Source organism: Aeromonas sp. 102P (assembly GCF_051920345.1).
GTDB classification, from domain to species: domain Bacteria; phylum Pseudomonadota; class Gammaproteobacteria; order Enterobacterales; family Aeromonadaceae; genus Aeromonas; species Aeromonas veronii.
Genome location: NZ_JBQBCZ010000001.1, coordinates 1,458,126 through 1,485,092, shown reverse-complemented (window position 1 = coordinate 1,485,092; position 26,967 = coordinate 1,458,126). Strand labels below are relative to the sequence as shown.

General features: G+C 59.2%; 29 protein-coding genes. 12 read left to right on the top strand and 17 right to left on the bottom strand.

The genetic code is table 11. The features are described from left to right. Nucleotides 1-6: 6 nt before the first annotated feature. The 5 genes from agaF (at nt 7) to ACTG1K_RS07150 (ending at nt 5,296) form a co-directional block, all read left to right on the top strand. Complete coding sequence (gene agaF / locus ACTG1K_RS07170; RefSeq protein ID WP_425857080.1) at nt 7-447, top strand: PTS galactosamine/N-acetylgalactosamine transporter subunit IIA; 441 nt, start codon at nt 7-9, stop codon at nt 445-447. Then, nucleotides 447-1,646, top strand: coding sequence for an N-acetylglucosamine-6-phosphate deacetylase (gene nagA / locus ACTG1K_RS07165; RefSeq protein ID WP_425857078.1), 1,200 nt, complete (start codon nt 447-449; stop codon nt 1,644-1,646). The genes agaF and nagA overlap by 1 nt, the downstream gene beginning before the upstream one ends. Continuing rightward, nucleotides 1,637-2,491 carry a tagatose bisphosphate family class II aldolase gene (locus ACTG1K_RS07160; RefSeq protein ID WP_041210622.1) on the top strand — a complete coding sequence of 285 codons (855 nt, stop codon included), beginning with the start codon at nt 1,637-1,639 and terminating at the stop codon, nt 2,489-2,491. The genes nagA and ACTG1K_RS07160 overlap by 10 nt, the downstream gene beginning before the upstream one ends. Nucleotides 2,492-2,595: 104 nt before the next feature. Continuing rightward, a complete protein-coding gene (malX, locus tag ACTG1K_RS07155; protein ID WP_440005009.1) occupies nt 2,596-4,065 on the top strand; it encodes a maltose/glucose-specific PTS transporter subunit IIBC in 1,470 nt (489 codons plus the stop codon). Beyond that, a complete protein-coding gene (locus ACTG1K_RS07150) occupies nt 4,052-5,296 on the top strand; it encodes a MalY/PatB family protein (protein WP_323928053.1) in 1,245 nt (414 codons plus the stop codon). The genes malX and ACTG1K_RS07150 overlap by 14 nt, the downstream gene beginning before the upstream one ends. Nucleotides 5,297-5,392: 96 nt before the next feature. On the opposite strand, the gene pdxJ is transcribed toward ACTG1K_RS07150, so the two are convergent. The 10 genes from pdxJ to rpoE all read right to left on the bottom strand — a co-directional run bounded on the left by pdxJ (nt 5,393) and on the right by rpoE (nt 14,156). After that, a complete protein-coding gene (pdxJ, locus tag ACTG1K_RS07145; RefSeq protein WP_005335389.1) occupies nt 5,393-6,130 on the bottom strand; it encodes a pyridoxine 5'-phosphate synthase in 738 nt (245 codons plus the stop codon). A gap of 84 nt (nt 6,131-6,214) precedes the next feature. Next, complete coding sequence (recO, locus tag ACTG1K_RS07140) at nt 6,215-6,925, bottom strand: DNA repair protein RecO (RefSeq protein WP_005335391.1); 711 nt, start codon at nt 6,923-6,925, stop codon at nt 6,215-6,217. Next, nucleotides 6,926-7,825, bottom strand: coding sequence for a GTPase Era (gene era / locus ACTG1K_RS07135; protein ID WP_005335393.1), 900 nt, complete (start codon nt 7,823-7,825; stop codon nt 6,926-6,928). It lies immediately after the preceding gene. Nucleotides 7,826-7,883: 58 nt separating this feature from the next. Further along, nucleotides 7,884-8,555 (bottom strand): ribonuclease III, encoded by a 672-nt coding sequence (gene rnc, locus ACTG1K_RS07130; protein ID WP_103250418.1) that lies wholly within the window; start codon nt 8,553-8,555, stop codon nt 7,884-7,886. Next, nucleotides 8,556-9,479 carry a signal peptidase I gene (lepB, locus tag ACTG1K_RS07125; RefSeq protein WP_005335395.1) on the bottom strand — a complete coding sequence of 308 codons (924 nt, stop codon included), beginning with the start codon at nt 9,477-9,479 and terminating at the stop codon, nt 8,556-8,558. It lies immediately after the preceding gene. 3 nt (nt 9,480-9,482) lie between these two features. After that, entirely contained in the window at nt 9,483-11,276 is a 1,794-nt protein-coding gene (gene lepA / locus ACTG1K_RS07120; protein WP_005335396.1) for a translation elongation factor 4, read from the bottom strand. A 116-nt stretch (nt 11,277-11,392) separates the two neighbouring features. After that, nucleotides 11,393-11,854, bottom strand: coding sequence for a SoxR reducing system RseC family protein (locus tag ACTG1K_RS07115; protein WP_040068038.1), 462 nt, complete (start codon nt 11,852-11,854; stop codon nt 11,393-11,395). 93 nt (nt 11,855-11,947) lie between these two features. Next, complete coding sequence (locus ACTG1K_RS07110; protein ID WP_440005008.1) at nt 11,948-12,928, bottom strand: MucB/RseB C-terminal domain-containing protein; 981 nt, start codon at nt 12,926-12,928, stop codon at nt 11,948-11,950. Between the two features lie 21 nt (nt 12,929-12,949). Beyond that, nucleotides 12,950-13,552, bottom strand: a complete 603-nt coding sequence (locus ACTG1K_RS07105) for an RseA family anti-sigma factor (RefSeq protein ID WP_005335409.1) — start codon at nt 13,550-13,552, stop codon at nt 12,950-12,952. 22 nt (nt 13,553-13,574) lie between these two features. Then, the gene (gene rpoE, locus ACTG1K_RS07100) at nt 13,575-14,156 is read right to left on the bottom strand and encodes an RNA polymerase sigma factor RpoE (protein ID WP_005335411.1); all 582 of its coding nucleotides are present in this window, start codon (nt 14,154-14,156) and stop codon (nt 13,575-13,577) included. 182 nt (nt 14,157-14,338) lie between these two features. Here rpoE and nadB point away from each other — a divergent pair, with 182 nt between their 5' ends. Further along, complete coding sequence (nadB, locus tag ACTG1K_RS07095) at nt 14,339-15,946, top strand: L-aspartate oxidase (protein WP_005335413.1); 1,608 nt, start codon at nt 14,339-14,341, stop codon at nt 15,944-15,946. Between the two features lie 157 nt (nt 15,947-16,103). Here nadB and ACTG1K_RS07090 read toward each other — a convergent pair whose 3' ends face one another. Both ACTG1K_RS07090 and ACTG1K_RS07085 read right to left on the bottom strand, forming a co-directional pair. Further along, nucleotides 16,104-16,496, bottom strand: a complete 393-nt coding sequence (locus ACTG1K_RS07090) for a protein YgfX (RefSeq protein WP_042053916.1) — start codon at nt 16,494-16,496, stop codon at nt 16,104-16,106. A 19-nt stretch (nt 16,497-16,515) separates the two neighbouring features. Continuing rightward, nucleotides 16,516-16,785, bottom strand: a complete 270-nt coding sequence (locus ACTG1K_RS07085; protein ID WP_005335417.1) for an FAD assembly factor SdhE — start codon at nt 16,783-16,785, stop codon at nt 16,516-16,518. A 111-nt stretch (nt 16,786-16,896) separates the two neighbouring features. Here ACTG1K_RS07085 and ygfZ point away from each other — a divergent pair, with 111 nt between their 5' ends. Beyond that, complete coding sequence (gene ygfZ / locus ACTG1K_RS07080) at nt 16,897-17,805, top strand: tRNA-modifying protein YgfZ (RefSeq protein ID WP_440005007.1); 909 nt, start codon at nt 16,897-16,899, stop codon at nt 17,803-17,805. A gap of 6 nt (nt 17,806-17,811) precedes the next feature. Here the strand turns inward: ygfZ and ACTG1K_RS07075 are convergent, their stop codons facing one another. Next, complete coding sequence (locus ACTG1K_RS07075) at nt 17,812-18,693, bottom strand: LysR family transcriptional regulator (protein ID WP_103250472.1); 882 nt, start codon at nt 18,691-18,693, stop codon at nt 17,812-17,814. Nucleotides 18,694-18,818: 125 nt separating this feature from the next. On the opposite strand from ACTG1K_RS07075, the gene ACTG1K_RS07070 reads away from it, so the two are divergent. After that, nucleotides 18,819-19,265 (top strand): PACE efflux transporter, encoded by a 447-nt coding sequence (locus ACTG1K_RS07070; RefSeq protein WP_047436069.1) that lies wholly within the window; start codon nt 18,819-18,821, stop codon nt 19,263-19,265. Between the two features lie 162 nt (nt 19,266-19,427). Here the strand turns inward: ACTG1K_RS07070 and ACTG1K_RS07065 are convergent, their stop codons facing one another. Then, the gene (locus tag ACTG1K_RS07065; RefSeq protein WP_429151230.1) at nt 19,428-19,784 is read right to left on the bottom strand and encodes a hypothetical protein; all 357 of its coding nucleotides are present in this window, start codon (nt 19,782-19,784) and stop codon (nt 19,428-19,430) included. Between the two features lie 244 nt (nt 19,785-20,028). Here ACTG1K_RS07065 and cutA point away from each other — a divergent pair, with 244 nt between their 5' ends. The 4 genes from cutA to ACTG1K_RS07045 all read left to right on the top strand — a co-directional run bounded on the left by cutA (nt 20,029) and on the right by ACTG1K_RS07045 (nt 23,109). Beyond that, the gene (gene cutA, locus ACTG1K_RS07060) at nt 20,029-20,346 is read left to right on the top strand and encodes a divalent-cation tolerance protein CutA (protein WP_279501116.1); all 318 of its coding nucleotides are present in this window, start codon (nt 20,029-20,031) and stop codon (nt 20,344-20,346) included. Continuing rightward, nucleotides 20,343-22,133 carry a protein-disulfide reductase DsbD gene (locus tag ACTG1K_RS07055; protein ID WP_440005006.1) on the top strand — a complete coding sequence of 597 codons (1,791 nt, stop codon included), beginning with the start codon at nt 20,343-20,345 and terminating at the stop codon, nt 22,131-22,133. The genes cutA and ACTG1K_RS07055 overlap by 4 nt, the downstream gene beginning before the upstream one ends. A gap of 191 nt (nt 22,134-22,324) precedes the next feature. After that, nucleotides 22,325-22,738: a hypothetical protein gene (locus tag ACTG1K_RS07050; protein ID WP_440005005.1), complete on the top strand. Its 414-nt coding sequence runs from the start codon at nt 22,325-22,327 to the stop codon at nt 22,736-22,738. Between the two features lie 41 nt (nt 22,739-22,779). After that, nucleotides 22,780-23,109: a hypothetical protein gene (locus ACTG1K_RS07045; protein ID WP_440005004.1), complete on the top strand. Its 330-nt coding sequence runs from the start codon at nt 22,780-22,782 to the stop codon at nt 23,107-23,109. A 7-nt stretch (nt 23,110-23,116) separates the two neighbouring features. Here ACTG1K_RS07045 and ACTG1K_RS07040 read toward each other — a convergent pair whose 3' ends face one another. The 3 genes from ACTG1K_RS07040 to ACTG1K_RS07030 all read right to left on the bottom strand — a co-directional run bounded on the left by ACTG1K_RS07040 (nt 23,117) and on the right by ACTG1K_RS07030 (nt 26,938). Next, nucleotides 23,117-24,421, bottom strand: coding sequence for an NAD(P)/FAD-dependent oxidoreductase (locus tag ACTG1K_RS07040; protein ID WP_440005003.1), 1,305 nt, complete (start codon nt 24,419-24,421; stop codon nt 23,117-23,119). 158 nt (nt 24,422-24,579) lie between these two features. Continuing rightward, nucleotides 24,580-25,659 carry a class II fructose-bisphosphate aldolase gene (gene fbaA / locus ACTG1K_RS07035; RefSeq protein WP_440005002.1) on the bottom strand — a complete coding sequence of 360 codons (1,080 nt, stop codon included), beginning with the start codon at nt 25,657-25,659 and terminating at the stop codon, nt 24,580-24,582. Between the two features lie 115 nt (nt 25,660-25,774). Next, nucleotides 25,775-26,938, bottom strand: a complete 1,164-nt coding sequence (locus ACTG1K_RS07030; protein ID WP_005335436.1) for a phosphoglycerate kinase — start codon at nt 26,936-26,938, stop codon at nt 25,775-25,777. Between the last annotated feature and the right edge of the window lie 29 nt (nt 26,939-26,967).

Here is a 26,967-nt window from a genome sequence, read left to right as displayed (position 1 = left end):
CAGACTATGTTGGGCATCATCATTTGTGGTCATGGCGGTTTCGCCAGCGGTCTGGAGCGCGCCATGCAGCAGATCCTCGGCGAACAGGAAGCGGTTATCGCCATCGACTTTCCCGAGAGCTCCACCACCGCCCTGCTACAGGCACAGTGCGAAGCGGCGCTGGCAGAGGTCGACAAGGGGGATGGCGTGGTCTTCCTGACCGACCTGCTCGGTGGCACCCCGTTTCGGGTCGCCTCAACCCTCTCACTGCACCAACCTGAGCGGGAGGTTATTACCGGTACCAACCTGCAACTGCTGCTGGAAATGGCGCTGGAGCGCGATGGCCTCAGCGCCCGTGAATTCCGCCGGCAAGCGCTCGATTGTGGCCACCGGGGGCTCACCTCACTGGCGGATGAGATGAGCAAAGAGCGTCAGGCAGATGCCGCTCTCGTCGAGGAGGGCATCTGATGGCCTCACGGATCCGTGCCCGTCGCCTGCTGACCGACCAGGGTTGGCTGGAACATCAGGAGCTGACCCATGAAGGGGGCATCATCACCGCCATCGCTCCCATCACGGATGGCGATCCGGCGCGGGATGTCGAGCTGCTGGTGCCCGCGCTGATCGACGGTCATGTCCACGGCGGTGCCGGTGTCGATGTCATGGATAGCGATGGCAATGCCTTGGCTACCTTGTCGATGGCCAAGGCGGCAGAAGGGGTCGGCGCTTTTCTTGCCACCACGGTCACCGCCCCACTCCCCGAGATAGAGCAAGCCCTTGCTCGGATTGCCGATAGCGTTGTCCGCGGCATGCCGGGCGCCGAGCTGCTCGGCTGCTATCTGGAAGGCCCCTACTTCACTCCGGACAACAAGGGCGCCCACGATCAGGCGCTGTTTCGGGAGCTGGATATTGCCGAACTGAACCATCTGCAACGGCTGGCGCGCGGCAGCCTGAAGGTGGTCGCACTGGCACCGGAAAAGTCCAATGCCATCGCAGCCATTCACCATCTTGCCGCAAACGGCGTGCGGGTAATGCTGGGCCACTCGGCGGCGGATCACGACACCACCATGGCGGCGCTGGCAGCGGGCGCCTCCGGGCTGGTGCACTGCTTCAACGGCATGCGCGGTCTGCACCACCGCGAACCCGGCATGGTCGGTGCAGGTCTTGTCCATCCCGCTGCCTGGCTAGAGTTGATCGCCGATGGCCATCATCTCCACCCGAGCGTGCTCAAGCTCTGTCACTGCTGCGCTGGCCAGCGCCTGCTGCTGGTTACCGATGCGATGCGCGCCGCCGGTATGCCCGACGGTCACTATCTGCTTGGCAACTATCGGGTCGAGATGAAAGAGGGGGTGGTGCGCACCGAGGCCGGTGGCCTGGCTGGTAGCACCCTCACGTTGCTCGATGCCGTGCGCAACATGGTGCAGCTGGCGAACGTACCGCTCGATGAAGCCATCGCAATGGCCTCGCTGGCACCAGCAAAGATGCTCGGCATTGCCGATCGCCTCGGTTCACTGGCAGTTGGCAAACAGGCCAACCTGCTCGCTCTCACCACTGAACTCAATCAACAACACATCTGGGTGGCTGGCCGGGAGATAAACCCGACTCAGCTCTCCTCCCTTTTCTCAGGATCTCGCGTCAATCAGGACGCTCAGGAGTCACTATGTATCTGATCTCTTCCCATGAAATGCTCAAAGATGCCCAGCGCCGCGGCTACGCCGTACCGGCTTTCAACATCCACAACCTGGAAACCGTGCAGGTGGTGGCTCGCACCGCCGCTCGCATGCGCTCTCCGGTGATTTTGGCTGGCACCCCTGGTACCTATCGCCATGCTGGGGTCGAGTATCTGGTCTCCATCTGTCAGGCCGCGGCCCATGAGTACCGTATCCCGCTGGTGCTGCATCTGGATCACCACGAAGACGAGCAGGACATCCACAACAAGGTCGAAGCGGGTATTCGCTCCGCCATGATCGATGCCTCGCACTTTCCGTTTGAAGAGAACATCGAGAAGGTGCGCAGCGTGGTGACCTTCTGCCACCGCATGGGGGCTAGCGTCGAAGCGGAGCTGGGTCAGCTGGGCGGTCAGGAGGATGACCTCATCGTCGATGCCGCTCATGCCAAATTTACCGACCCGCTCAAGGCGGCCGAGTTTGTCCGCCGTACCGGTATCGACTCGCTGGCGGTGGCCATCGGCACCGCCCACGGCCTCTACAAGGAGGAGCCCCGTCTGGACTTTGCGCGCCTCGCCGCCATTCGCGAGCAGGTAGATATTCCGCTGGTGCTGCACGGCGCCTCCGGCGTACCGGAAGCCGATGTGCGCCGCTGCATCGAACTCGGGATCTGCAAGGTCAACGTAGCGACCGAACTGAAGATCGCCTTCGCCGATGCGATGAAAGCCTTCCTTGGCTCTCATCCGGATGCCAGCGACCCGCGCCAGTATCTGGTGCCCGCCATGGCCGCCATGGAGGAAGTAGTCGAGGCGAAAATCCGTATGTGTATGAGCAATAACAAGATTTGATAACAATAAAATTACGGTAACAGGTCTGGGAGATAATAATGATGGCTCGCGCATCCTTGCGAAATAAGGTATGGGAATTTGCCCAGAGTTTGGGGAAAACATTTATGTTTCCCGTCTCTCTGATGGCATTCATGGGATTACTGCTGGGAGTGGGATCATCCATTACCAGCCCCTCCACCATAGATAATTTTCCTTTTCTTGGTGGGGAATATACCCAGCTCGTCTTCAATCTGCTGGCAACCGTAGGCAGCTTCGGCTTCACCTATCTGCCCATCATGTTTGCCATCGGCATTCCGATGGGATTGACCGAAAAGAACAAGGGTGTCGCGGCCTATTCCGGTTTCGTCGGCTATATGGCGATGAATATCGGGATCAACTTCTATCTCGCCAGTACCAATCAACTGGCTTCGCCGGAAAATATCAAACTGGCGGGGCAAGCCATGGTGATGGGGGTTCAGACCCTCTCCATGGGGGTGCTGGGTGGCATAGTGTCAGGGATCGTGACCTACTTCATCCATCGCCGTTTCTATAACCTCAAACTGCACGACGCCTTCTCGTTCTTCAGCGGCTTGCGCTCCGTGCCCATTATCACTGTGCTGGTCATGTCACTGATCGGTCTGGCCATGCCGCTCTTCTGGCACTATGTGGCGCTCGGTATTACTGCGGTCGGCAACATGATCATCTCTGCCGGCTCTTTTGGCGCCTTCCTCTACGGAGTGGCCATCAACCTGCTCAAACCGCTCGGTCTGCACCACATCATGCTGGCCATGGTGCGCTTCACCCCGGCAGGAGGCACCGAGCTGGTCAATGGCGAAACCATTTCCGGCGCTCTCAATATCTTCTTCGCCCAGTTGAAAGCGGGTGAACCCATCAGCCCGGCAGCAACCGCCTTCCTGTCGCAAGGGTTTATGCCGACCTTTATATTCGGTCTGCCTGCCGCAGCGTTAGCCATGTATATGGCAGCCACGCCCGGCAATCGAACCAGAATCAAGAGCCTGATTATCTCCGGGGTACTAGTCTCTATCGTGACCGGTATTTCCGAACCCATCGAATTCCTGTTTCTGTTTGTCGCGCCGGTACTCTATCTGTTCCATGTCTTTATGACCGGCGCCGCGCTCTTTGTAGTGGCCATGTGTGGCGTCACCATCGGCAATACCGATGGCAGTGCACTCGACCTGCTTATTTTCGGCATCATGCAGGGCTGGCAAACCAAGTGGTATCTGATAATTCCCATTGGCCTCATCTGGTCTGCCATCTATTTCACCGTCTTCTATTGGTACATCAAGAAATATGACATCAAGACCCCCGGCAGGGATGAGGTCGATGATATCCAGATTGCGAAACATGACCCAGCCGTGATCCTGAGTGCCCTCGGTGGCAAGGAAAATATCGTCAGCCTGGACAACTGCGTTACCCGGCTGAGACTGGTGGTACACGATATGGGCAAGCTGCAGGAAAAGATCCTGAAACAGGCTGGCGCCCTCTCCGTCGTCAAGATCGACGAGCACAGCGTGCAGGTCATCATTGGCACTCAGGTTCAAACCGTGAAGGATAATCTCGATGCTCTCCTGTAAAGATCGGGAGGCCCTGCGCCTCCCAACCCCCTCTGCCGACTTGCAATCCTCCCGTTTCGACGAGCTGGCAGATCGCATCAGCGACAAATGCCGCAAGTGGGATATGAAAGTGATCGAGAGCCGCTTTGGCCCCGTTCCCGCCGACAGCATTCCCATGTGGATTGCCGATATGGATTTCAAATCGCCGCCGGCTGTGGCTCGCAAGTTCAGCGAAATCATCAGCTGGGGCACCTTCAGCTACACCCACTGCATCGATGATTTCTACGAGGCGGTCATCAACTTCCAGGCCCGCCACCACAAGGTCGCGGTGGAACGGGAGTGGATCACCCTCTCCTATGGTACCGTCTCCACCCTGCACTACACGGTGCAGGCATTCTGCCAGCCGGGTGACAGCATCATCATGAACACCCCTGTCTATGATCCCTTTGCCAAGGCGGCCGAAAGGCAGGGGGTCAAGGTTGTCGCCAACCCGTTAGCCCTGAACAAAGGACGATACCGGATCGATCTGGCGAAGCTGGAGGAGCAGATCATTAGCCACAAGCCCAAAATCTATTTTCTCTGCTCGCCCCATAACCCGTCGGGCAGGATCTGGAGTCAGGCCGAGCTGGAAGCCGTTGCCGACATCTGCCTGCGCCATCAGGTGTTGATGATGGTCGATGAAGTGCATGCAGAGCACATCATCCATGGCGAGTTCGTCTCCTTTCTGGCACTGGAGGAGCGTTACTGCAACAACATGATGCTGATGAGCTCGCCCAACAAGGCATTCAATCTGGGCGGATTGAAAACCTCCTACAGCATCATTCCAAATCCGCAGATAAGAAACCGCTTCAGAGCGCGCCTTGAGCAGAACTCCATCACCTCTCCCAATGTGTTCGGGCTCTGGGGAATTATCACCGCCTATAACGAGTGCGATGCATGGCTGGCCGAATTGAATCTCTATCTGAGAGAGAACTACGCCCTGCTGGCGCGCTACTTCAGGGAGAATCTGCCCGACTTCCAAGTCATGCCGATGGATGCCTCCTATCTGGTCTGGGTCAATACCAAAGGGAGCGGAATGAGCGCAAGCGAGGTGACCCGCAGGTGGGCAGTCGAAGCGGGGGTCATCATCGAAGATGGCTCCCACTACGTCAGCGATGGCGAAGAGTATGTGCGGATCAACATAGGCACCTCCCGCCAGCTGCTCGGCGAGGCGCTGCAACGTCTGGGAAGATGGGCGCAGCAGCAGGTCTGACGACTGCGATATTCCCATCGGCAGAAACAACAAAAGGGACGCCATGGCGTCCCTTTTGTTTCATATGGCCACTGTGCGTTGCCAGTGCCCGAAGCATCAGATCCCCTGACGAGCTTCCTGCATCAGCAGGCGCATATCGCTTACGGCCTTGGCCAGACCATCGAAGGCGGCACGGCCAATGATGGCGTGGCCGATGTTGAGCTCATAGAGCTCGGGGATGGCGGCGATGGCCTTGACGTTGTGGTAGTGCAGGCCGTGACCGGCATTGACCTTCAAGCCCTTGCCAGCGGCATAGGAGGCACCGGCGGCGATGCGCTTGAACTCGGCGTTGCGCTCGGCATCGGTGGTGGCATCGGCGTAACGGCCGGTGTGGATCTCGATAAAGGGGGCGCCACTCTCGGCAGCCGCATCGATCTGGATGGGATCGGCGTCGATAAAGAGGGATACCTGGGCACCCACAGCAGAGAGGCGGGCAACGGCATCAGTCACCTTGTCCAGCTGACCGGCCACGTCCAGACCGCCCTCGGTGGTCACTTCGGTGCGCTTCTCCGGCACCAGACAGACGAAGTGGGGCTTGATGCGGCAGGCGATGCCGATCATCTCTTCGGTCACTGCCATCTCCAGGTTCATTCTGGTCTGGATAGTCTGGCGCAGGATCTCCACATCGCGGTCGGTGATGTGGCGACGATCTTCACGCAGATGCACGGTAATGCCATCGGCACCGGCCTGCTCGGCCACGAACGCGGCCTGTACCGGATCCGGATACTGGGTGCCACGGGCGTTGCGCAGAGTCGCGATATGGTCGATGTTCACACCCAGATAGATTTCACTCATTGAGAACTCCTTGAAAGGCTTCATCTGTTGACTGCGCGGTCAGCGAATCACACCGCGCCAATATCCGTATGTCTGTAATCTGTGTCAGCCTTGCATACTGGCTTTGCGTTTTAAAAACAGCTCCCGGCTCTTTAGCTGGCGCTTGCCCAGATAGGGTTGCAGTGCCAATCGGCTGAAACGTTTGGCCGCCTGCAGCAAGGGAGGGGTATCGAAACGTCCCTCGGCAAAGGCGAGCAGGTGGGCACCGAGAAACAGGGTACGGGGATCCGGCGCCCGCTCGCAAGCAACAAAGCCCAATTCACGCTCGAAGCCATAGAGCAGGGTCGGCTCGATGGGCGACTCGTCGTCCGCCGTGTATTCGAAATCCACCGCATAACCGAGCGCCTGCAACAGCAGGAACTCGAAGCGACGCAGCGGCAGCTCCGGCGTCTCGCCGTCGGCCAGCGCCATGATGGCACGGGCATAGGCATCGAACACTTCGGGGAACGGGGTGTGCGCTTCCAGCAGGTAGTAGACCAACTCGTTGAGATAGAGGCCGTAGAAGAGGCGATCGCCACCGAGACGCAGGGAGTGATCCGGGCATTCGACCTGGGTGAGGTTCTTGAGATCCCCCTTGCCGCGCCAGGCGATGGTGAGCAGGGTAAAGGGTTGCAGCAGCCCCTTGAGAGGGGAGCGTGGCCCGCGAGAACCGCGAGCCACCAGAGTAAATCGGCCACTATCCTGGGTGAAGACCTCGACCAGCTGGCTGGTCTCCCGATAGGGCCGACTGTGGATGACGAAAGCCGGGGTCAGCAATCAGTCGTCGCCATACCCGAGGCTGCGCAGGGCGCGCTCATCGTCAGCCCAACCGGATTTGACCTTGACCCACAGCTCGAGGTGCACCTTGTTCTGGAACAGACGTTCCATATCGAGGCGCGCTTCGGTGCCTATGGTCTTGATCTTCTCGCCCTTGTTGCCGATGACCATCTTCTTCTGGCCATCGCGCTCGACCAGGATCAGGCCGTGGATGTGGTAGAGACCGTTCTCTTCCACCTTGAAGCGCTCGATCTCCACCGTCACCGAGTAGGGCAGCTCCTCACCGGTAAAGCGCATCAGCTTCTCGCGGATGATTTCGGAGGCCATAAAGCGGGACGAGCGGTCGGTCACGTAATCTTCCGGGAAGAAATGGACGTTTTCCGGCAGCAGATCCTTGGCCCACTCGCGGATCTTCTCCACGTTGGTGCCCTTTTCGGCACTGATGGGCAGAATATGGGCGAAGTTCATCTGTTGGCCCAGCCACTCGAGGTGAGGCAGCAGATCTTCTTTCTCTTTGACGTTGTCGATCTTGTTGACCGCCAGCACCACCGGGCACTTGAGATTGCGCAGCTTGCCCAGCACCATCTCGTCGTCTTTGGTCCAGTGGGTACCGTCGACCATGAACACCACCATGGCCACATCACCCAGCGAACTGGTGGCGGCACGGTTCATCAGGCGGTTGATGGCCCGTTTCTCTTCAATGTGCAGACCCGGGGTATCCACATAAATGGTCTGGTAGTTATCCTCGGTGTCGATCCCCAAAATCCGGTGACGGGTGGTCTGGGGCTTCTTCGAGGTAATGCTGACCTTCTGGCCAAGCAGCTTGTTGAGCAGGGTGGACTTGCCCACATTCGGGCGGCCCACGATGGCGACAAAGCCGCAATAGGTAGTATCTGTCATGACAGTTTTTCCAATGCCTGTTGTGTTGAAAGACCGCGGCCTCTTGCATCAATAGCAGTCATGACAGTCTTTCCAATGCTTGCTGCGCCGCGGCCTGTTCGGCCTTGCGACGGCTGGTGCCGACCCCGACGAGGGGACCATCCAGACCTTCCACGTCACACTGGACGGTGAACTCCTGGTTGTGGGCCTCGCCCTTGACGTTGGTCACGGTGTAGGTCGGCAGGGATTTGCGGCTTCCCTGCAAAATTTCTTGCAGACGGGTCTTGGGATCTTTCTGCTCGATGCCCGGCTTGATCTCTTCCAGGCGGCTGGCATACCAGCTCAGCAGCAGTGTCCGCACCGTCTCAAGATTGGTATCCAGATAGACGGCACCGATCACCGCCTCGACCGTGTCGGCCAGAATGGATTCGCGGCGAAAACCGCCGCTCTTGAGTTCGCCGGGGCCGAGGATCAGGTGATCCCCGAGATCAAACTCCCGGCCCAGTTCGGCCAGGGTCTTCTCGCGCACCAGGGTGGCGCGCATCCGGCTGAGATCCCCTTCCGCCGCTTGCGGGAAGCGGTGGAACAGATCGTCGGCAATCACCAGACTCAAAATGGAGTCCCCCAGAAATTCCAGTCGCTCATTGTGACGGGAACCGGCGCTGCGGTGAGTCAGCGCCCGGGTCAGCAGTTCCAGATCCGCAAAAACATGCCCGAGACGGGACTGCAGTCTGTTCATCTTGATATTCATTTACTTGATTCCGCCAATGCGGTTGAAGCGCACACCTGTCGGTACCCAACTTGGCAGCAGGGAGCCTTCTTCGCGCTCGAATTCAAAACTTATCCAGATAGCGACCGCCTTGCCGACCAGATTCTGCTCGGGCACAAAGCCCCAGAAGCGGCTGTCGGTGCTGTTGTCGCGGTTGTCGCCCATCACGAAATACTGGCCTTCCGGTACGACCCACTCGTCGGGGTAGGTGCCGGGCTGGCGATAGTAACGGCCAACCATGTCGGGCATCAGCGGATTGCGCAGGGTCTCGTGGGAGACATCGCCCAACTGCTCGGTATAGCGGTCAAGGGGGATCCCCATCTGGGTAAATTCGCCTCTTTGTTCAAACTTGACGTCGAGCTTCTTGAAGCCCGGGCACGTTTTCCCTTCCTGCTCTTCGCACTTGGGCCGGATCATCAGCTCCTTGTTGCGATAGATGACCCTATCACCCGGCATGCCGACCACCCGCTTGATGTAGTCAACGCGCGGTTCAAGGGGATACTTGAACACCACCACGTCGCCACGTTTGGGCTCGCCAGTCTCGAGGAACTTGGTGTTGGTCACCGGGTCCCGCAGGCCATAGGCAAATTTTTCCACCAGGATGAAGTCGCCCACCAGCAGGGTTGGCATCATGGAACCTGACGGGATCTGGAACGGTTCAAAAATGAACGAACGCAGGATCAGCACAAAGGTGATGACCGGGAAGACCCCGGCGGTCTGCTCAATCCAGACCGGCACGGGGGCCACCTTGGCCAAGGTCTTCTCATCCAAGTGGGCACCGCCATGGGCACGAGCCACGGCAATCTTGGCGGCGCGCTGCTTGGACCAAATCATCTTGTCCAGACACCAGATGACACCGGTGATCGCGCAGACCACCACCAGGATCAGGGAAAACGTGCTTGCCATCTATTAATCCTTTCCGACGTGGAGAATCGCGAGGAAGGCTTCCTGCGGCACGTCGACACGGCCGAGGGACTTCATCCGCTTCTTACCTTCTTTCTGCTTGTTCAGCAGTTTCTTCTTACGACTCACGTCACCACCGTAGCACTTGGCGGTTACGTCTTTACGCAGAGCCTTGACGGTGCTGCGAGCGATGATCTGGTTGCCGATGGCCGCCTGAATCGCGATATCGAACATCTGGCGCGGGATCAGCTCGCGCATCTTCTCCACCACCTGACGACCGCGATACTGGGCGTTGTCCTTGTGGGTGATGATGGCCAGGGCATCGACGCGCTCACCGTTGATCATGATATCCAGACGGACCATGTCGGAGGTTTCGAAACGCTTGAAGCCGTAGTCCAGCGAGGCGTAACCGCGACTGGTGGATTTCAGGCGGTCGAAGAAGTCGAGCACCACTTCCGCCATCGGGATTTCATAGGTCAGTGCCACCTGCTTGCCGTGGTAGACCATGTTGGTCTGCACGCCACGCTTCTCGATACAGAGGGTGATCACGTTGCCCATGTACTCCTGCGGCAGCAGGATATGACACTCGGCGATCGGCTCGCGCATCTCCTTGATGCTGGTGATGGCAGGCATCTGGGCCGGGCTGTCGATATGGATGGTGGAGCCGTCGGTCAGCTCGATCTCGTACACTACGGTCGGCGCCGTGGTGATCAGATCCAGATCGTATTCACGCTCCAGACGCTCCTGAATGATCTCCATGTGCAGCATACCGAGGAAGCCGCAACGGAAGCCGAAGCCCAGCGCAGTGGAGCTCTCTGGTTCGAAGAACAGGGAGGCATCGTTCAGGGAGAGCTTGTCGAGGGCGTCACGGAACGACTCATAGTCATCGCTGGAGATGGGGAACAGACCCGCATAAACCTGCGGCTTCACCTTCTTGAAGCCAGCCAGCGCCTTGTCGGCACCGTTCTTGGCCTGAGTCAGGGTATCGCCCACCGGCGCGCCGTGGATGTCCTTGATACCGCAGACAACCCAACCTACCTCGCCGCAACCCAGCCCCTGGGTATCCACCTGCTTGGGCGTGAAGATACCGATACGATCGACACCCCACACCTGACCGGTGCTCATCACCTTGATCTTGTCGTTCTTCTTCAGGGAACCGTTCTTGATCCGCACCAAAGAGACAACCCCCAGATAAGAGTCGAACCAGGAGTCGATGATCAGCGCCTGCAGTGGGGCATCCGGGTCACCTTCCGGTGCCGGGATCTTGGCAACGATCTCTTCCAGCACCAGATCAACCCCCAGACCGGTCTTGGCGGAGCAGCGCACCGCATCGACTGCGTCGATACCGACGATGTCTTCGATCTCCTCGGCAACCCGCTCGGGTTCTGCGGCCGGCAGGTCAATCTTGTTCAGCACCGGCACCACTTCCAGATCCATTTCCATGGCGGTATAGCAGTTGGCCAGAGTCTGTGCCTCAACCCCCTGGCCGGCATCCACCACCAGCAGCGCCCCTTCACAGGCCGCCAAAGAGCGGGAGACCTCGTAGGAGAAATCCACGTGGCCCGGGGTGTCGATAAAGTTCAGCTGGTAGGTGTTACCGTCTTGTGCCTGGTAGTTCAGGGTCACACTCTGTGCTTTGATAGTAATGCCGCGCTCGCGCTCCAGATCCATGGAGTCAAGCACCTGAGCCTGCATCTCGCGGTCGGACAAGCCACCGCAAGTCTGGATCAGACGGTCCGACAGGGTCGATTTACCGTGGTCGATGTGCGCAATAATCGAAAAGTTACGAATGTGTTTCATCGAGCAAGAGTCACTCAAAATTGGTTAAGGTCAGTTATGGAGGCGCGATTTTACTGGATAACCCGGCTGACGGCCATTCTTTAGTCGCCAGCGCCAGTGAAATAGCGCCTGTTCAGTCAGGGGAGGATGCGGACAGGGACGACAACGCCGAGCATCTGCGGGCCGTAGCGCCCCTGATCCAGGCGGTTGGAAAAGTAACGAACCAGTAAAAAGCCCAGCACGCCCCCCAGCAGGCAGCAGAGAATGGTAATCCCCTCCCCGCCCGAGAGCAGCGGTGCCAGCCAGAGCTGCCCCAGCAAGGCGCCGGCCAACAGACAAAACAGCGGCAGCACATAGACCAGCGCCGCCCCGCGCAGCAGACTCTCTTGCGGGATACCGAGCCTCACTTGCTGGCCAACCCGCACCTCGGCGGTCAGCCTGACCCGCAAGCGGGGAGCTTTCAGGGGAAATGCCTTGGCCACGGTGCCGGTACCGCAGTTGGATTGCTGCTGACAACCACTGCAGGCGGAGCGACGCTCGCACTCCACCCAGGCATGGTCACCCTCAATGGCCACCACGGTCGCCAGCTCTTCACTCATCTCATTCACGGCAACACCTCGGGTTCACACAATCAGGGGATCTGACCACGACTCGCCACGGTCGGCAAGCGGGGAACAACCCCGCATCCCCCGTTACTGCACCGCTTCGTTGCGGGCCAGCGGCTGGACCGACTCGGCGATGCGCTTGGCGGTTTCGGCAGGCACCTCGCCGACCACGGTGATCTCGACCCCCGCCTCGTTGACATAGCTCACCAGCGAAGTCGCCCCCTGGCGGATCAGCTGCTGGCGCACCGCCTGCTTGGGATCGACCCGGGAGACGTAGACCGAGAGATCCACCAGCCCGTCGGAGAGCATCATGTAGTCCACCGGCATACTGGTGGTCACCAGCTGGTGCCGATCTTGCGACAGCACCTTGAAGCCATCGGGCAACCAGGTGATCTGCCAGTTCAACTGCTGTTGCGGCGCCGGATAGGCATCCTCCAGCGCCAGCGCCGGAGGCTGCTTGCTGTTGGCCAGCTTCACCAGCCAGGGGGCCGGTTTGCTCTGCAGATCCAGCTCGACACCGAGCACCTGCTCCACCAGATTGCCTTCCCGCTCGACCATGTCGATCCGCAACAGCAAGTGGCACTGCTCGTCAATCCAGAGCACGAAACCATATTTATCGGCCTCTTTAGGCACCAGCCTCACCACCTGTGCCACCACACCGGCGACCCGGCTGCGACCGGCCAGCACTGGATCATAGCTCTCCAGCACCTGCGCCAGCGGCATCTTCACCAGGGTCGACCAGATGCCGGGGAAGCGGGCATCCTTCAGGGTGTAGGGATCGTGGCTGTTTTCAAAAAAGGTGTATTCATTCTGGCGCTGGAGATACTCGATCGCCTTGCCGTCGAGGTAACTGAGGTGGGCCACTTCCTTGCCGTTGATCACGGCATGGCTGATCCGGATCGGTTCAAGACGCCCCTGACGGGCCTTGACCATGGACAACTCGAAATTCTGTTGCTGCACGGCACTCTGCATCTGCTGCAACAAGGCCTCGGCCGACTTATCGTCGGCCGAGGCCTTGGCACTAATCAGCAGGAGAGAGGCCAGCAAAATACGGCTGGACTGGCGCACGTTTGTATCCCTGACAATTCGTTATTGTTGGATCTGTCTGTCTTGCAACAGGCGCTGCTGCAACTGGTGGTCACGCAGGAAGGCGTTGATCCGCTCCCGCTGCTCCTGCATCTGCTGTTCGGTCAGCCCCTGCTGACGGGCACGGGCGCCATCCTGTTGCGGATAGTGAACACTCACCGGCGCCGCACTGCCACCGATTGGAATGGTATTGAGCACCGGATTGGCCGGAACGCCATCCTGCCCCTGATACTGCTGCACCCCGAAGATAACGGCAGCGGCCACGGATGCCGCAATGGCATATTGACCCAGCTGCTGACCGACACGGCGGAACAACGGAACCACATTAGAATCTGTCTTGACCGGTGCAACGGCAGGTTGCAGCACGGGAGCCGTCTCGACCGGCTTGGGTGCCAGTATGGTGGGCTCATCCTCCAGCGCAGCCATAATGCTGTCACTGAGATCCAGTTGCAGATTGACCGGCAGGTCACCCCGCATGGCATCGCCGATCAGGTGGTAACGACCCCAGGTATCTTGCAAGTCGGAGTCCATCTCCAGCTCGTTCAGTACCTCTGCGTCACTCAGGTCACCATCCATCAGGGCAGAGATTTGCTCTTTATTTGCCATAAGTTAACCCGTCTTTCCCCAGTTAATTCTCGATCAAAGGTTGCAGCTTTTTATCGATTGCTTCCCTCGCCCGGAAGATACGGGATCTAACCGTACCCACTGGGCAATCCATGATTTCGGCAATCTCTTCGTAGCTCAGCCCTTCCAGTTCGCGAAGGGTGATAGCTGTCCTCAGGTCTTCCGGCAATGCCTCAATGGCTGAAAACACGGTGCGTTTGATCTCGTCAGTCAGCGCCAGGTTTTCGGGGGTTGAGACCTCTTGCAAGGCTTCACCACCACCATAAGACTCCGCTTCGTCAGCCTCCACATCACTGCTAGGCGGCCTGCGCCCCTGGGAGGTGAGATAATTCTTCGCCGTGTTCACGGCAATTCGGTACAACCAGGTATAAAAAGCACTTTCGCCACGGAATGTCGGCAATGCACGGTAGGCTTTTATAAAGGCCTCTTGCGCCACATCGGGCACATCACCGGGATTGTTGACATACCTGGCAACCAGGTTGACCACCTTATGCTGGTATTTTTTTACCAACAGGTTGAAAGCTGCTTTATCGCCGCGCTGGACCCGTTCAACCAGCTGTTCGTCCAGTAGATTCTGGTCGCTCATCAGAGCCGTAAAACCCCCATCAGGTTATCGTTTTTCTTTTCCGGCCCTTCCTAAGCGCACAAGTTCAGACAGGGAGAATCAGAGAAAGTTCGCTTCAATTGAAAAAAATGTGATGCAGGCTGCATCCTCGCCCTCGCTTGGGCTACCATGGTGCCAGTTCTTAATCCAGGCCAATGATACTTATGAAAGCAAGTGTTGAATACCTTTGCGATGTACTGATCATTGGCAGCGGTGCCGCTGGTTTGTCCCTCGCGTTGCGATTGGCAGACCACGCCAAAGTCCTGGTTCTGAGCAAGGGGCCCATCAGTGAAGGGGCCACTTTCTATGCGCAAGGAGGCATCGCTGCCGTTTTCGACGAAACCGACAGCATCGAATCCCACGTGAGCGACACGCTCAACGCAGGTGCCGGGTTGTGTGACCCGGCAGTGGTGGAGTTCACCGCTCGCCATGCCCGCGAGTCCATCCAGTGGCTCATTCAGCAAGGGGTCCCCTTCGATCAGGAGGAGAACGCCGACGGCGAGTCCCAGTACCACCTCACCCGCGAAGGAGGCCACAGCCATCGCCGCATCTTCCACGCGGCGGACGCCACCGGCAAGGCGGTGCAGCTCACCCTGATCGATCAGGTGCGCGCTCACCCCAATATCCAGCTGATGGAGCGCTTCAACGCGGTCGACCTCATCACCACCCGCAAGCTCAACCTGCCGGGCAACAAGGTGCTGGGCGCCTACGTCTGGAACCGCAACGCCGAGCAGGTCGAGGTGATCCGTGCCCGTTTCGTGGCACTGGCCACCGGTGGTGCCTCCAAGGTCTACCAGTACACCTCCAACCCGGATGTGAGCTCTGGCGATGGCATCGCCATGGCATGGAGGGCCGGCTGCCGGGTGGCGAACCTGGAGTTCAACCAGTTCCACCCCACCAGCCTGTTCCACCCGGACGACCCCAACTTCCTGCTGACCGAAGCGCTGCGTGGCGAGGGAGCCTATCTGCGCCGCCCGGACGGCAGCCGCTTTATGCCGGAGTTTGACGAGCGGGCCGAGCTGGCGCCGCGGGATATCGTCGCCCGCGCCATCGACCACGAGATGAAGCGGCTCGGGGCGGATTGCATGTATCTGGATATCAGCCACAAACCGGCCGATTTCATCATCAAGCACTTCCCGACCATTTATGAGCGCTGCCTTGCAGTCGGAATCGACATCACCAAGGAGCCGATGCCCATCGTGCCGGCCGCCCACTACACCTGTGGTGGCGTGATGATCGACAACAACGGCCAGACCGATATCCCCGGCCTCTACGCCATCGGCGAAGTGACCTACACCGGTCTGCACGGCGCCAACCGCATGGCCTCCAACTCCCTGCTGGAATGCGTGGTCTATGCCCATCAGGCGGGTGCCGACATTCTGGCCAAGCTGCCGATGAGTGTGGAGCCGCCGCGCCTGCCGGTGTGGGACGAGAGCAAGGTGGAAGATTCCGACGAACTGGTGGTGATCCAGCACAACTGGCACGAACTGCGGTTGATGATGTGGGACTACGTGGGGATAGTGCGTACCAACAAACGTCTGGCCCGCGCCAAGCGCCGCATCGACCTGCTCAAGCAGGAGGTGCAGGAGTACTACGCCAACTTCCGCGTCTCCAACAACCTGCTGGAGCTGCGCAACCTGCTGCAGGTGGCCGAGCTTATCGTCAACTGCGCCCTGCAGCGCAAGGAGTCGCGCGGCCTGCACTACAACCTGGATCATCCGGATATGCTGCCGGACTCCAAACCGACCGTGCTGACCCCGGAGCGGGATTAATCCCCCTTCCTGCCAAGCGTTGCAGCAATCAGTGACCCCGCCCCGGCGGGGTCACTTGTTTTCAACCGCTTTTCAGCCACAAAAAGAGTACCGTAATCAGCCACATGGCAGCGGCTTATCGCAATAACTCAGCGCCTGGTTATCAGGGAAGCAGGCGTCAACGTCGGGACGGCAGAAAGTGGATGGCTCGCGCCAGCAGGCGGTAATGTTCGGGGGGAAGGGCGTCGGAGAAGAGCCACAGTTGCCGTGGCGACGCCGATTCAGAGCCTTCCGGCTCGGGACAAAGCGCTAGCCTGAGCACGCCGGGCAGAATACGGCTTTTCTTGCCGAGCTGATAGCGGCGACCTTGCCACTGTAGCCACTGGCCATCCCAGACAAGCTCGAACGGGAGCTCGACGAGGGAGCGCCAGCTCAACCAGAGCGCCGCCAGCCAGACGGGCAGCAACAGCGCCCACTGCCAACCGGCAATCAGGCCAGCCACCGGCCAGAGCAGCAACAGAAAGAGGGCCACCAGCAAACATTGCTGATGGCGGGAGGGGTGAACCGTCATGAGCACCCGCTCCACGGTATTACCCCTGGCGGTCGTGGCGCGCCTGATTGCGCTCCAGGATCATCGGGATCATGGCGGCAAATGCGGGATCGGCAGGGACACCATGACCCATGCACCATTTGAACAGATCCGGATCGTCGCTCGCCAGCAGGCGGATAAAGGTCTGCTGATCAGCTTCGCTCAGGGAGTCGAACTCGTGTTCGAAAAAGGGCATAAAGATCACATCCAGCTCGAGCATACCGCGACGGCAGGCCCACTTCAGGCGGGATTTTTCAACTGGGCTCAACATGGCACTCTCCTTACAAAGACCGGGGGATGGTACCAGCTGGATTTTCCGGCTGACAAACATTAGTTACGTCTTTACCATGCAGCTCACATACTTTCTCTCTGGAATACCATCGTGAGCCTGCAACCACCTGTTTTTCCTGCCGAGCCGACCCGTTTCTCCCTGACCAAGCTGGCCATCACCCGTATCAGCGGCCAGGATCGCGCCAAATATCTGCAAGGTCAGGTCACCTGTGATGTCAACGCCCTGCAACCAGGGCAACAGACCCCGGGCGGCCACTGTGATCCCAAGGGCAAGCTGTGGAGCAATTTCCGCCTGCTCTGCCTCGACGACAGCCTGCTGCTGCTGACCAGCTCTTCGGTGCTGGAGCGCCAACTGCCGGAGCTGAAGAAATTTGCCGTTTTCTCCAAGGTCGAGATCACCGCCGATGAGCGTCACGCTACCGGGATCGCCGGTACGGGCAGCGATGGCTGGATCGCCGCGCAATTTGGCCTTCTGCAGAGCGGTCTTATCGACGGCTGCATGGCGGTGAAGATTGAACAGGATCGCTGGCTGCTGGTGAGCACTCAGCAAGCCGACGCCCTGCCGCAAGGTGACGAGTCACTCTGGTGGGGGCTCGAGATCAAGGCGGGCCTGCCACATATGGAAGCGGTGCATCAGGGGGAGTTCATCCCGCAGATGCTCAACCTGCAGGCACTGGACGGCATCAGCTTCAACAAGGGCTGCTACATGGGGCAAGAAACGGTGGCCCGCGCCAAGTATCGCGGCGCCAACAACCGCGCCCTGTTCCTGCTGGCGGGGACTGCCAACGAGCCGGTCGCCAGTGGCGATACCCTGGAGCTGCAACTGGGTGACAACTGGCGTCGCAGCGGCATGGTGCTCAACGCCTGGCAACAGGCCGGGCAGGTGTGGCTCACCGCCGTACTGCCGAAAGATACCGAGGCTGACGCCCAATTCCGTCTCAAGCAGGACGAAGGCTCCCGCCTCACCCTGCAACCCCTGCCTTACACCCTGACCGAGTAAGGTCGGCTAGCGAGGCACCCGCGCCAGCAGTGCCTCCTTCAGCCAGCGCCCCGCCTGCCCCAGCGGGCGGGCGCGATGCCACTGCAACTCCAGCGCCAGCGCGTGGCTGGCGATAAAGTCCGGCTCCAGCACCACCACTTCGCCGCGAACCAGCGGCTGATGCAGCAGAAATTCCGGGATGGCGGACCAGCCAAGGCCCCGCTTGACCAGCTCCAGCACCCCGAGATCCCCCTCGACCCACCACACCTGAGCCGAGATGCGAAAACGCTGGCGCTCGCTCCCTTCCCGTCGGCCGGTGACCATCAGCTGGCGTGCCCCCTGCAGATCGACCTCCCGCAGCGGCTGCTTGCGGGCCAGCGGATGATCCGGTGACACCACCAGCGGCATGGTCACCTCCCCCAGCGAACGGGCGACTATCTCCCGCTGGGGATGCACCTGCTGATAACTGATGCCGAGCTGGGCCCGGCCGGTCACCAGCATCTCGGTCACATCTTCCATCAGCGGGAAGAGCAGCTCCAGCTCCACGGTCGGGTAACGAGTGGCGAATTCCTCCAGCAGGGTGCCGAGCCAGGGGAGGTGGGAGTCATCATCGATGGCCAGAGTGAGCCGCGTCTCCACCCCGGCCGCCAGCTCCCCGGCAATGGATTGCAATCGTTCACTCTGCGCCAGCAGGATCCCCGCCTCCTGCACCATGCGGGCCCCCGCCTCCGTCAGCTGCGGATAGCGGCCGCTGCGGTCAAACAGGGTGAGCGCCAGATCGATCTCCAGATTGGCGATGGCGCTGCTCACCACCGACTGCGCCTTGCCCAGCTTGCGGGCGGCAGCGGAAAACGAGCCGGTTTCGGCGGCCGCCAGCAAGATCCTCAGTTGTTCCAGTGATGGCGTCATCTTATGGCCCTCCGGCAAGCTCTCTCATCCATCTATTTTAGCGATGGATACCAACATGAATCTATCGCTAAAGATCTATAGATTAACCAGCAATCCGTGAATAAATCTGATTGAGAGAGTGACTTATGCGTACCCGTAACGATCGCCTGCGCCATGCCATTGGCTTTGAATTTATTGGCCTGCTGATTGCCGCCCCGCTGGCCAGCTGGGTGACCGGGGTCGGGCTCAACCATATGGGCCCGCTGGCACTGTTCTTCTCGGTGCTGGCCACCGTCTGGAACTACATCTACAACATCGGGGTCGACAAGCTGCTGCTCAAATATCAGGGCCATACCCACAAGACCCTGTGGCAACGGGTGCTGCATACCTTCGGCTTTGAGGGCGGTCTGCTGATCGTCGCGCTGCCGGTCATGTCCTGGTGGCTGAGCGTCAGCCTGCTGGAAGCGCTGGTGCTGGATCTGGGCTTCGTCGTCTTCTACCTGATCTATGCCTTCGTCTACAACTGGGGCTATGACAAGGTGTTCCCCATCCCCCGCGAAGTGCCGCACGGCATGCCCCAAGAGGCGCGCTAAGGCACGCATCAGTTGGATTGAAACCGAGAAGTGAAGGTCAACAAGGAAAGACTACAGAAGAAACGACACGGCCCCATCATGGCAGACATGATGGGGCCGCAACAGGGATCAGCGCTGGCAGGCCGGCTGATTCAGAGGTAAGGATTCAGGCCTGCCCGTCGCTCAAGCCTGTGCCTTGAGCTCTTCGCCGCTCTCGTCGGCAGCGGCAGCCTCTTCAGGCTGGGCCTGAGCGGTCTGCAGCGCTTCCAGCTCGCTCTGATAATCGCTCAGGATCTGCTGGGCAAGCGCCATATCTCCCTTGTGTTTGCGCTCGAACAGATGGTGCTGCACCACGCCGTTGAGATACTCCACCGTGATGGGCTGCTCCAGGGTGGCCATCAGCTCCTCTTTCTCCAGCTCGGCATTGATTTCATCGGCGGTCGTGCGCAGCAGCCCGGCCAATTGAACCAACATGCGGCGCTCACCTTCACGCAGCAGGCTCAACATGCGGTTTCTCTGCTGCTCATTCTGTTGGGTCATACATTTCCTTACGTCAATTGGGAACAAGCTCGCTCATTCTGCCCTGTCCCCATGACAGCGTCTATCTCATGCCCCCCACAAATTTTTGGCGCTGGCTCACAAATGGCGACAGATGCTATTTGAAGCGGCTCTGGGGTATAGTAGCCGCTGATTTTCGGGCGCTTTTTTCACCTTCATCCGCAGACAGGGATGAGACGGCAAGGGCGCCTGCCCGGTTTACCCCAACGAGGTGAAGATCCGCTTTATGACCGACGCCATTGTGGTGCTCTGCACCTGCCCAGATCAAACCAGTGCCGACCTTCTCTGCGAACAGCTGCTGAACCAGCGGCTGGCCGCCTGCATCAATCAACTGCCGGGCGTCACCTCCGTCTATCGTTGGCAAGGCAAGGTGGAGCGCGCCACCGAGATCCAGCTCATCATCAAATCCCGTCAATCGCGCTTTGCCGAGCTGCAGGCATGTATTCAAGCCCATCACCCCTATGAGGTGCCCGAGCTGCTGGCCCTGCCGGTAAGTGCCGGACTACCTGCCTATCTGGACTGGCTCAATGGGGAGACCTCATGACGTTCACCCGCTTGCTCTCTCCCCTGTTGCTGCTCTGTGCCCTGTTGATGACAGCGGTGGGCAGCTCCCCTGCCCACGCCAGCGGCGCCGATCTGCTCAGCTCGCTGGGCATTGAAGCCAATGCCAAGCCCAAATTTTTGCAGGTCGATGAGGCCTTTCAGATCGAGAGCGAACAGCGTGGCGATCAGCTGCTGCTGACCCTCCACATCGCCGACGACTACTACCTCTATCGCCACAGCCTGCGCTTCAAGGGGAACAACCTCACCTTCAGCGAGCCGACCCTGCCGGAGGGCACCGAGCACGAGGATGACTTCTTCGGCAAGACCCGGGTCTACTACCAGCAGGTGAGCATCGCGGTGCCGCTAAAGGAGGTGGGGGAAAATGCCACCCTGCGGGTGCGCTATCAGGGCTGTACCGACGGCCTCTGCTACCCGCCGACCGACAAGCTGATCGATGTGGCCCCGCTGGTCACGGCAACCACAGCGTCCACTGCTGATACGGCACAAAGCGTCGCACCGGTTAGCCAGCAAGATCAGCTGGCCGCAGCCCTCGGCCATCAGGGGTTCTGGCTCAGCATCGTCGCCTTCTTCGCGCTGGGGCTGGGGCTCGCCTTCACCCCCTGCGTCTTCCCCATGTACCCCATCCTGACCGGCATCATCGCCGGTGCCGGCCATCGCCTCTCTACCGGTCGCGCCTTCCTGCTCTCCATGGTCTATGTGCAGGGGATGGCGGTCACCTACACCTTGTTGGGGCTGGTAGTGGCCTCGGCAGGGCTGAAATTCCAGGCTGCACTGCAACACCCCTATGTGCTGATCGGTCTATCGGTGATGTTCGTGCTGTTGGCCCTCTCCATGTTCGGGCTCTACACCCTGCAACTGCCGAGCAGTTTGCAAACCCGGCTCTCTGGCCTCTCCAACCGCCAGCAGGGCGGCTCGGTAGTCGGGGTCGCCATCATGGGGATGATCTCCGGGCTGGTCTGCTCCCCCTGCACCACGGCGCCGCTCTCGGGGGCGCTGATCTATGTGGCCCAGAGCGGCGATCTCTGGCTCGGCGGGGCGGCGCTCTATGCGCTGTCACTGGGGATGGGCCTGCCGCTGCTGCTGCTCGGCACCTCGGGTGGCAAGCTGCTGCCCAAGGCGGGCGCCTGGATGGATGTGATCAAGCAGCTGTTTGGTTTTGCCCTGCTGGCGGTGCCGATCCTGCTGCTGTCACGGCTCTGGAGCGATCAAGTTACTACCCTCGCCTGGCTCGGCTGGGGGCTGCTGCTGTGCGGCTACCTCTATCACCACAACCAGCACCAACCCCACTCGGTGGCCAAAAGCGTGCGCGGCTTCGTGCTGTTGCTGGCGATGATCAGCGCCGTGGTAGTGGGCAAGGATCAGCTACAACCCACGGGCCCGGCTGCCGTCTCTGCGGGCACGAGCCAAAACGCGCCGCAGTTTGTCCGCATCAAGACCATGGATGACCTCAAGGTGCAGCTGGCTACCGCCCGCGGCAAACCTGTGCTGCTCGACCTCTACGCCGACTGGTGCGTCGCCTGCAAGGAGTTCGAGCACAAGACCTTCAGCGATCCTGCGGTGCGGGAACGCTTCGGCCAGATGGTGCTGCTGCAGGCGGATGTCACCGCCAACGACGATGCCGATATCGAGCTGCTCAACAACCTCAATGTGCTGGGGTTGCCGACCCTCATCTTCTTCGACCGCGAGGGCAAGGAGCTTGGGGGGCAGCGGGTCACCGGCTTTATGGGGCCGACCGAGTTTTTGCAACGGCTCGAACAGCTACCTTGACCTCCACAGCCCCCGCCATCTAGGCGGGGGCTTTGCATCTGAATAGCTGATTTTTTTGATAATCCCTTGTATGTGACCGCCACCCGGTGGGGCTTTGCACCTTAATTGCTGATTTTTATGGCAATCCCTTGTATATGATCGGTAGCATGGCAAAATTTGTCCTTCGATTGTCTCGCCCATCCGGAGTTTTGATGAAAAAGTGGTTCATCCCCCTGCTGGCCCTCTGGCTGTATGGCTGCAGTGCAGAGCCCGGTGAAGAGGATATCCAACAACAGGTGACCGCTAGATTGCTGGCCGAGACAGACGCCAACCTGTTCGAGATCAGCGACTTCACCATCCTCGGCAAGGAAGAGCGGATGGAGGGGGTCTATCTGGTCAAGGTGAGTTACCTGCTCCACTTCAAGCAGGGGCTCGATCAACTGCAGGTGTTGCACGACGAGGATCTAGTCTACGACCGGGTTGGCCCCTTCCAGCAGGAGATGGGCCTGATGGAGCTCGAACGCAAATATGGCGAGTTCGAGGTGGGCCAAGTGCTACCGCAAGAGGCAGAGGTATGGATGATGAAAGACGAACAGGGCTGGCGGCTGGTCCACTCAACCCGATAAGCTAGGCTAGCTTAATTCAACATTGTGACAAGGATAACCCCATGAAGCTATGCCGAATAATCGCAAGATATAAGGATGACCAAGGCAGCACAGACGCCAGCGAAGCTATCGTGCTGCAATGCGGACTGGATGAAACCGGCCACATCATGACGAAACGGGAATGGATGGGGTATGTCAGAAGTGGCGATGTATATTGGCCATTAATTCTCCGACGAGATGGCTCAGAATTTTTCTATGGCGGTGAAGAGCATTCTGCCGAAGAAACCAACATATTTTCAAAAAAAATCGAAGAAAACACCTACTTTACGCTGCATGGTTATGTCTACGTCATCGTAAAAATTGAGCCCTTGGGCGATCTCCCGCAACGCTAGTCTCTCCCTAAAACACATCCTTCATCCGGTGCCACAACATTCCCAGTGCCAGCAGCGGGGAGCGCAACGCCGGGCCGCCGGGGAAGGTGATATGGGGCACGCTGGCGAAGAGATCGAAACCCCGGCTCTCGCCGCGGATCGCCTCGGCCACCAGCTTGCCCGCCATATGGGTGGCGTTGAGGCCGTGACCCGAATAGGCCTGGGCGTAGAGCACGTTGGGATATTCCTTCAAGCGGCCAATCTGCGGCAGTCGGTTGGCGCCGATCCCAATCATGCCACCCCACTGAAACTCGATGGCGGTACCAGCCAGCTCGGGGAAGACCCGCAGCAGCTTGGGCTGCATAAACGCCTTGATATCCTTGGGATCGCGACCAGAGTAGTTGCAGGCGCCGCCAAACAACAGGCGGCCGTCGGCAGAGAGGCGGTAATAGTCGAGGGCCACATTCTGATCGCACACCGCCATGTTTTGTGGCAGCAGGCGCTGGCGCAAGCGGCGATCGAGCACCTCGGTGGCGAGGATATAGGAGCCAGCGGGCAGAACCTTGCCCCCCAGCTCCGGATTGAGGTCGTTGAGATAGGCGTTGCAGCTGATCACCAGATAATCAGCCGTGACCCGGCCGTGGGCGGTGGTCACCTCAACCTGCTTGCCGTAATCAATATGGGTCACTCCGGAGTGTTCAAACAGGGAAACCCCGAGGCTGGCGGCGGCGCGCGCCTCGCCGAGCGCCAGATTGAGGGGATGGAGATGGCCGGAGCCCATGTCGATAAGGCCACCGATATAGCGATCCGAGCCCACGACCGTGTGGATCTCCTCGCGCGGCACCAGCCTCACCTCATGCTCGTAGCCCAGACTCGCCAGATGGGCGAGATCCTCCTCGAAACCTGCCAGATGGCGCTGACGGGTGGCAAGGTCGCAGTAACCCCAGGTGAGATCGCAGTCGATATTGAAGCGCTTGACCCGCTCGCGCACCAGTTGCACCGCCTCCAGCCCCATCAGATCGAGATCGCGTACCCCTTGTTCGCCAATCCAGCGGGTAAACTGGCTGGTATCGTGACCGATACCGCGAATAAGCTGACCGCCGTTACGCCCGGAGGCTCCCCAGCCGATGCGATTGGCCTCCAGCAAGGCAACTTTGTACCCGGCCTCTGCCAGATTGATAGCAGTATTGAGGCCGGTAAAGCCGCCACCAATGATGCAGACATCAGCCTTCAGTTCACCTTCCAGTTCCGGCCATTGATGGAGGTCGTTACGCGTCGCAGCGTAATAGGAGGCGACGTGTTCCTGATGTGCATTGTGCTTTCCTGCCAGCATGTTCAGCATCCTGCCTTGTTGCAAATTGTTTAATAAAATAAGCATGTTTGTTTCGATAATACCCAGCTATGGTAAGGCAAACCAGCCATGCCGGATCACAGAAATGCAAAAGGCGCCCCGAAGGGCGCCTTTTCATGCAATCAAGGTGCTGTAACGAATTACAGTACGTCGATGGCATTCAGGTCGGAGAATGCTTGCTCCAGACGAGCGATCATGGAAGTCTGACCTTCACGCAGCCATACGCGCGGATCGTAGAACTTCTTGTTCGGCTTGTCTGCGCCTTCCGGGTTACCCAGCTGGCCTTGCAGGTAAGCTTCGTTCTTCTTGTAGAAGTTCAGCAGACCTTCCCAGGTTGCCCACTGGGTGTCGGTGTCGATGTTCATCTTCACTACGCCGTAGGAGATGGACTCGCGGATCTCTTCCAGAGTGGAACCTGAACCACCGTGGAATACGAAGTCCAGAGACTTGGCAGGGATACCAAACTTCTCGGAAACGTACTTCTGGGAAGCGTCCAGGATGGACGGGGTCAGCTTGACGTTACCCGGCTTGTAGACACCGTGTACGTTGCCGAAGGAGGCAGCGATGGTGAAACGCGGGCTGATCTTGGACAGACGCTCGTAAGCGTAAGCAACATCTTCCGGCTGGGTGTACAGAGCGGACTGATCCATGTGGCTGTTGTCGACGCCGTCTTCTTCGCCACCGGTGCAACCCAGTTCCAGCTCCAGAGTCATGTTCATCTTGGCCATGCGGGTCAGGTACTCGCAGCAGATGTCGATGTTCTCTTCCAGAGACTCTTCGGACAGATCCAGCATGTGGGAGGAGAACAGCGGCTTGCCGGTTTCAGCAAAGTGCTTCTCACCCGCTTCCAGCAGACCGTCGATCCACGGCAGCAGCTTCTTGGCAGCGTGGTCGGTGTGCAGGATTACCGGCACGCCGTAAGCTTCGGCAACAGCGTGAACGTGCTTGGCACCAGAGATGGCACCCAGGATGGCAGCTTTCTGACCTTCCAGCTTCAGACCCTTACCGGCGGTGAACACGGCACCACCGTTGGAGAACTGAACGATAACCGGCGCTTTAACCTTGGCGGCAGCTTCCAGTACGGCGTTAACGGAGTCGGTACCAACGCAGTTTACGGCCGGCAGAGCAAAGCCGTTCTCTTTAGCGATGGCGAACACTTTCTGAACGTCATCACCAGTGATCACGCCGGGTTTTACGAAGTCGAAAATTTTCTTAGACATGTTTAATCGTCCTGTCTCGTATGCCGTTAATAAAAAATGGGGGGTTCATCATGAACCGGCACAGCGGGCACATGATAAACGAAACGGGAGGCTTTTGCCCCCCGTTCCGGGTCAATTAGGCTTTGGCGCGCTGTTCCAGAATCGCAACAGCCGGCAGTACCTTGCCTTCTACGAACTCCAGGAAGGCGCCGCCGCCAGTGGAGATGTAGGAGACTTTGTCAGCGATGCCGAACTTGTCGATGGCAGCCAGGGTGTCGCCACCGCCAGCAATGGAGAAGGCCGGAGAAGCAGCGATGGCTTCAGCGATAACCTTGGTGCCTTCAGCAAACTGGTCGAACTCGAACACACCGACCGGACCGTTCCACAGGATGGTCTTGGCGTTCATGATGATGTCAGCAAGAGCCTTGGCAGAATCCGGGCCGATGTCGAAGATCATGTCGCCGTCGGTCACGTCAGAGACGGACTTGATGGTGGCCGGAGTGGACTCGGAGAACTCAGCACCTACAACCACGTCGGTGGTCACAGGAATGTTGGTCTCGGCAGCCAGTTTCTTGGCGGTGTCGATCAGGTCGTGCTCGCACAGGGACTTGCCGACGTTGTGACCGGCAGCAGCGATGAAGGTGTTGGCGATGCCACCACCGACAACCAGCTGGTCAGCGATTTTGGAGAGGGATTCCAGAACGGTCAGCTTGGTGGAAACCTTGGAGCCGCCAACGATGGCAACCATCGGGCGCTCGGGCTTCAGCATGGCTTTGCCCAGGGCTTCCAGTTCACCCGCCAGCAGCGGACCGGCACAAGCGACCGGAGCGAACTGTGCAACACCGTAGGTGGAACCTTCGGCGCGGTGAGCAGTACCGAACGCATCCATTACAAAGACATCACACAGGGCGGCGTATTTTTTGGCCAGCTCTTCGGTGTTCTTCTTCTCGCCTTTGTTGAAGCGGCAGTTTTCCAGCACAACCAGCTCACCGGCAGCGACTTCTACGCCATCCAGGTAATCCTTGGCCAGGCGAACCGGGCAGGACAGAGCGTCTTTCAGATAGTTGACAACCGGAGCCAGGGAGAATTCTTCGTTGTATTCACCCTCGGTCGGACGACCCAGGTGGGAGGTGATCATCAGCTTGGCGCCCTTTTCCAGAGCCAGCTTGATGGTCGGCAGAGTCGCAACGATACGTGCATCGGAGGTGACCTTGCCGTCTTTTACCGGTACGTTCAGGTCAGCACGGATCAGAACGCGTTTACCCGCCAGATCCAGGTCAGTCATCTTGATAACAGACATATTCAGTCCTCTATATTTTCCAGGTAATG

Coding starts and splice junctions, on each gene's coding strand:
- agaF (WP_425857080.1), top strand. CDS start 7: ATGTTGGGCATCATCATTTGTGGTCATGGCGGTTTCGCCAGCGGTCTG.
- nagA (WP_425857078.1), top strand. CDS start 447: ATGGCCTCACGGATCCGTGCCCGTCGCCTGCTGACCGACCAGGGTTGG.
- ACTG1K_RS07160 (WP_041210622.1), top strand. CDS start 1,637: ATGTATCTGATCTCTTCCCATGAAATGCTCAAAGATGCCCAGCGCCGC.
- malX (WP_440005009.1), top strand. CDS start 2,596: ATGTTTCCCGTCTCTCTGATGGCATTCATGGGATTACTGCTGGGAGTG.
- ACTG1K_RS07150 (WP_323928053.1), top strand. CDS start 4,052: ATGCTCTCCTGTAAAGATCGGGAGGCCCTGCGCCTCCCAACCCCCTCT.
- pdxJ (WP_005335389.1), bottom strand. CDS start 6,130: ATGAGTGAAATCTATCTGGGTGTGAACATCGACCATATCGCGACTCTG.
- era (WP_005335393.1), bottom strand. CDS start 7,825: ATGACAGATACTACCTATTGCGGCTTTGTCGCCATCGTGGGCCGCCCG.
- rnc (WP_103250418.1), bottom strand. CDS start 8,555: ATGAATATCAAGATGAACAGACTGCAGTCCCGTCTCGGGCATGTTTTT.
- lepB (WP_005335395.1), bottom strand. CDS start 9,479: ATGGCAAGCACGTTTTCCCTGATCCTGGTGGTGGTCTGCGCGATCACC.
- lepA (WP_005335396.1), bottom strand. CDS start 11,276: ATGAAACACATTCGTAACTTTTCGATTATTGCGCACATCGACCACGGT.
- ACTG1K_RS07115 (WP_040068038.1), bottom strand. CDS start 11,854: ATGAGTGAAGAGCTGGCGACCGTGGTGGCCATTGAGGGTGACCATGCC.
- ACTG1K_RS07105 (WP_005335409.1), bottom strand. CDS start 13,552: ATGGCAAATAAAGAGCAAATCTCTGCCCTGATGGATGGTGACCTGAGT.
- rpoE (WP_005335411.1), bottom strand. CDS start 14,156: ATGAGCGACCAGAATCTACTGGACGAACAGCTGGTTGAACGGGTCCAG.
- nadB (WP_005335413.1), top strand. CDS start 14,339: ATGAAAGCAAGTGTTGAATACCTTTGCGATGTACTGATCATTGGCAGC.
- ACTG1K_RS07090 (WP_042053916.1), bottom strand. CDS start 16,496: ATGACGGTTCACCCCTCCCGCCATCAGCAATGTTTGCTGGTGGCCCTC.
- ACTG1K_RS07085 (WP_005335417.1), bottom strand. CDS start 16,785: ATGTTGAGCCCAGTTGAAAAATCCCGCCTGAAGTGGGCCTGCCGTCGC.
- ACTG1K_RS07075 (WP_103250472.1), bottom strand. CDS start 18,693: ATGACGCCATCACTGGAACAACTGAGGATCTTGCTGGCGGCCGCCGAA.
- ACTG1K_RS07070 (WP_047436069.1), top strand. CDS start 18,819: ATGCGTACCCGTAACGATCGCCTGCGCCATGCCATTGGCTTTGAATTT.
- ACTG1K_RS07065 (WP_429151230.1), bottom strand. CDS start 19,784: ATGACCCAACAGAATGAGCAGCAGAGAAACCGCATGTTGAGCCTGCTG.
- cutA (WP_279501116.1), top strand. CDS start 20,029: ATGACCGACGCCATTGTGGTGCTCTGCACCTGCCCAGATCAAACCAGT.
- ACTG1K_RS07055 (WP_440005006.1), top strand. CDS start 20,343: ATGACGTTCACCCGCTTGCTCTCTCCCCTGTTGCTGCTCTGTGCCCTG.
- ACTG1K_RS07050 (WP_440005005.1), top strand. CDS start 22,325: ATGAAAAAGTGGTTCATCCCCCTGCTGGCCCTCTGGCTGTATGGCTGC.
- ACTG1K_RS07045 (WP_440005004.1), top strand. CDS start 22,780: ATGAAGCTATGCCGAATAATCGCAAGATATAAGGATGACCAAGGCAGC.
- ACTG1K_RS07040 (WP_440005003.1), bottom strand. CDS start 24,421: ATGCTGGCAGGAAAGCACAATGCACATCAGGAACACGTCGCCTCCTAT.
- fbaA (WP_440005002.1), bottom strand. CDS start 25,659: ATGTCTAAGAAAATTTTCGACTTCGTAAAACCCGGCGTGATCACTGGT.
- ACTG1K_RS07030 (WP_005335436.1), bottom strand. CDS start 26,938: ATGTCTGTTATCAAGATGACTGACCTGGATCTGGCGGGTAAACGCGTT.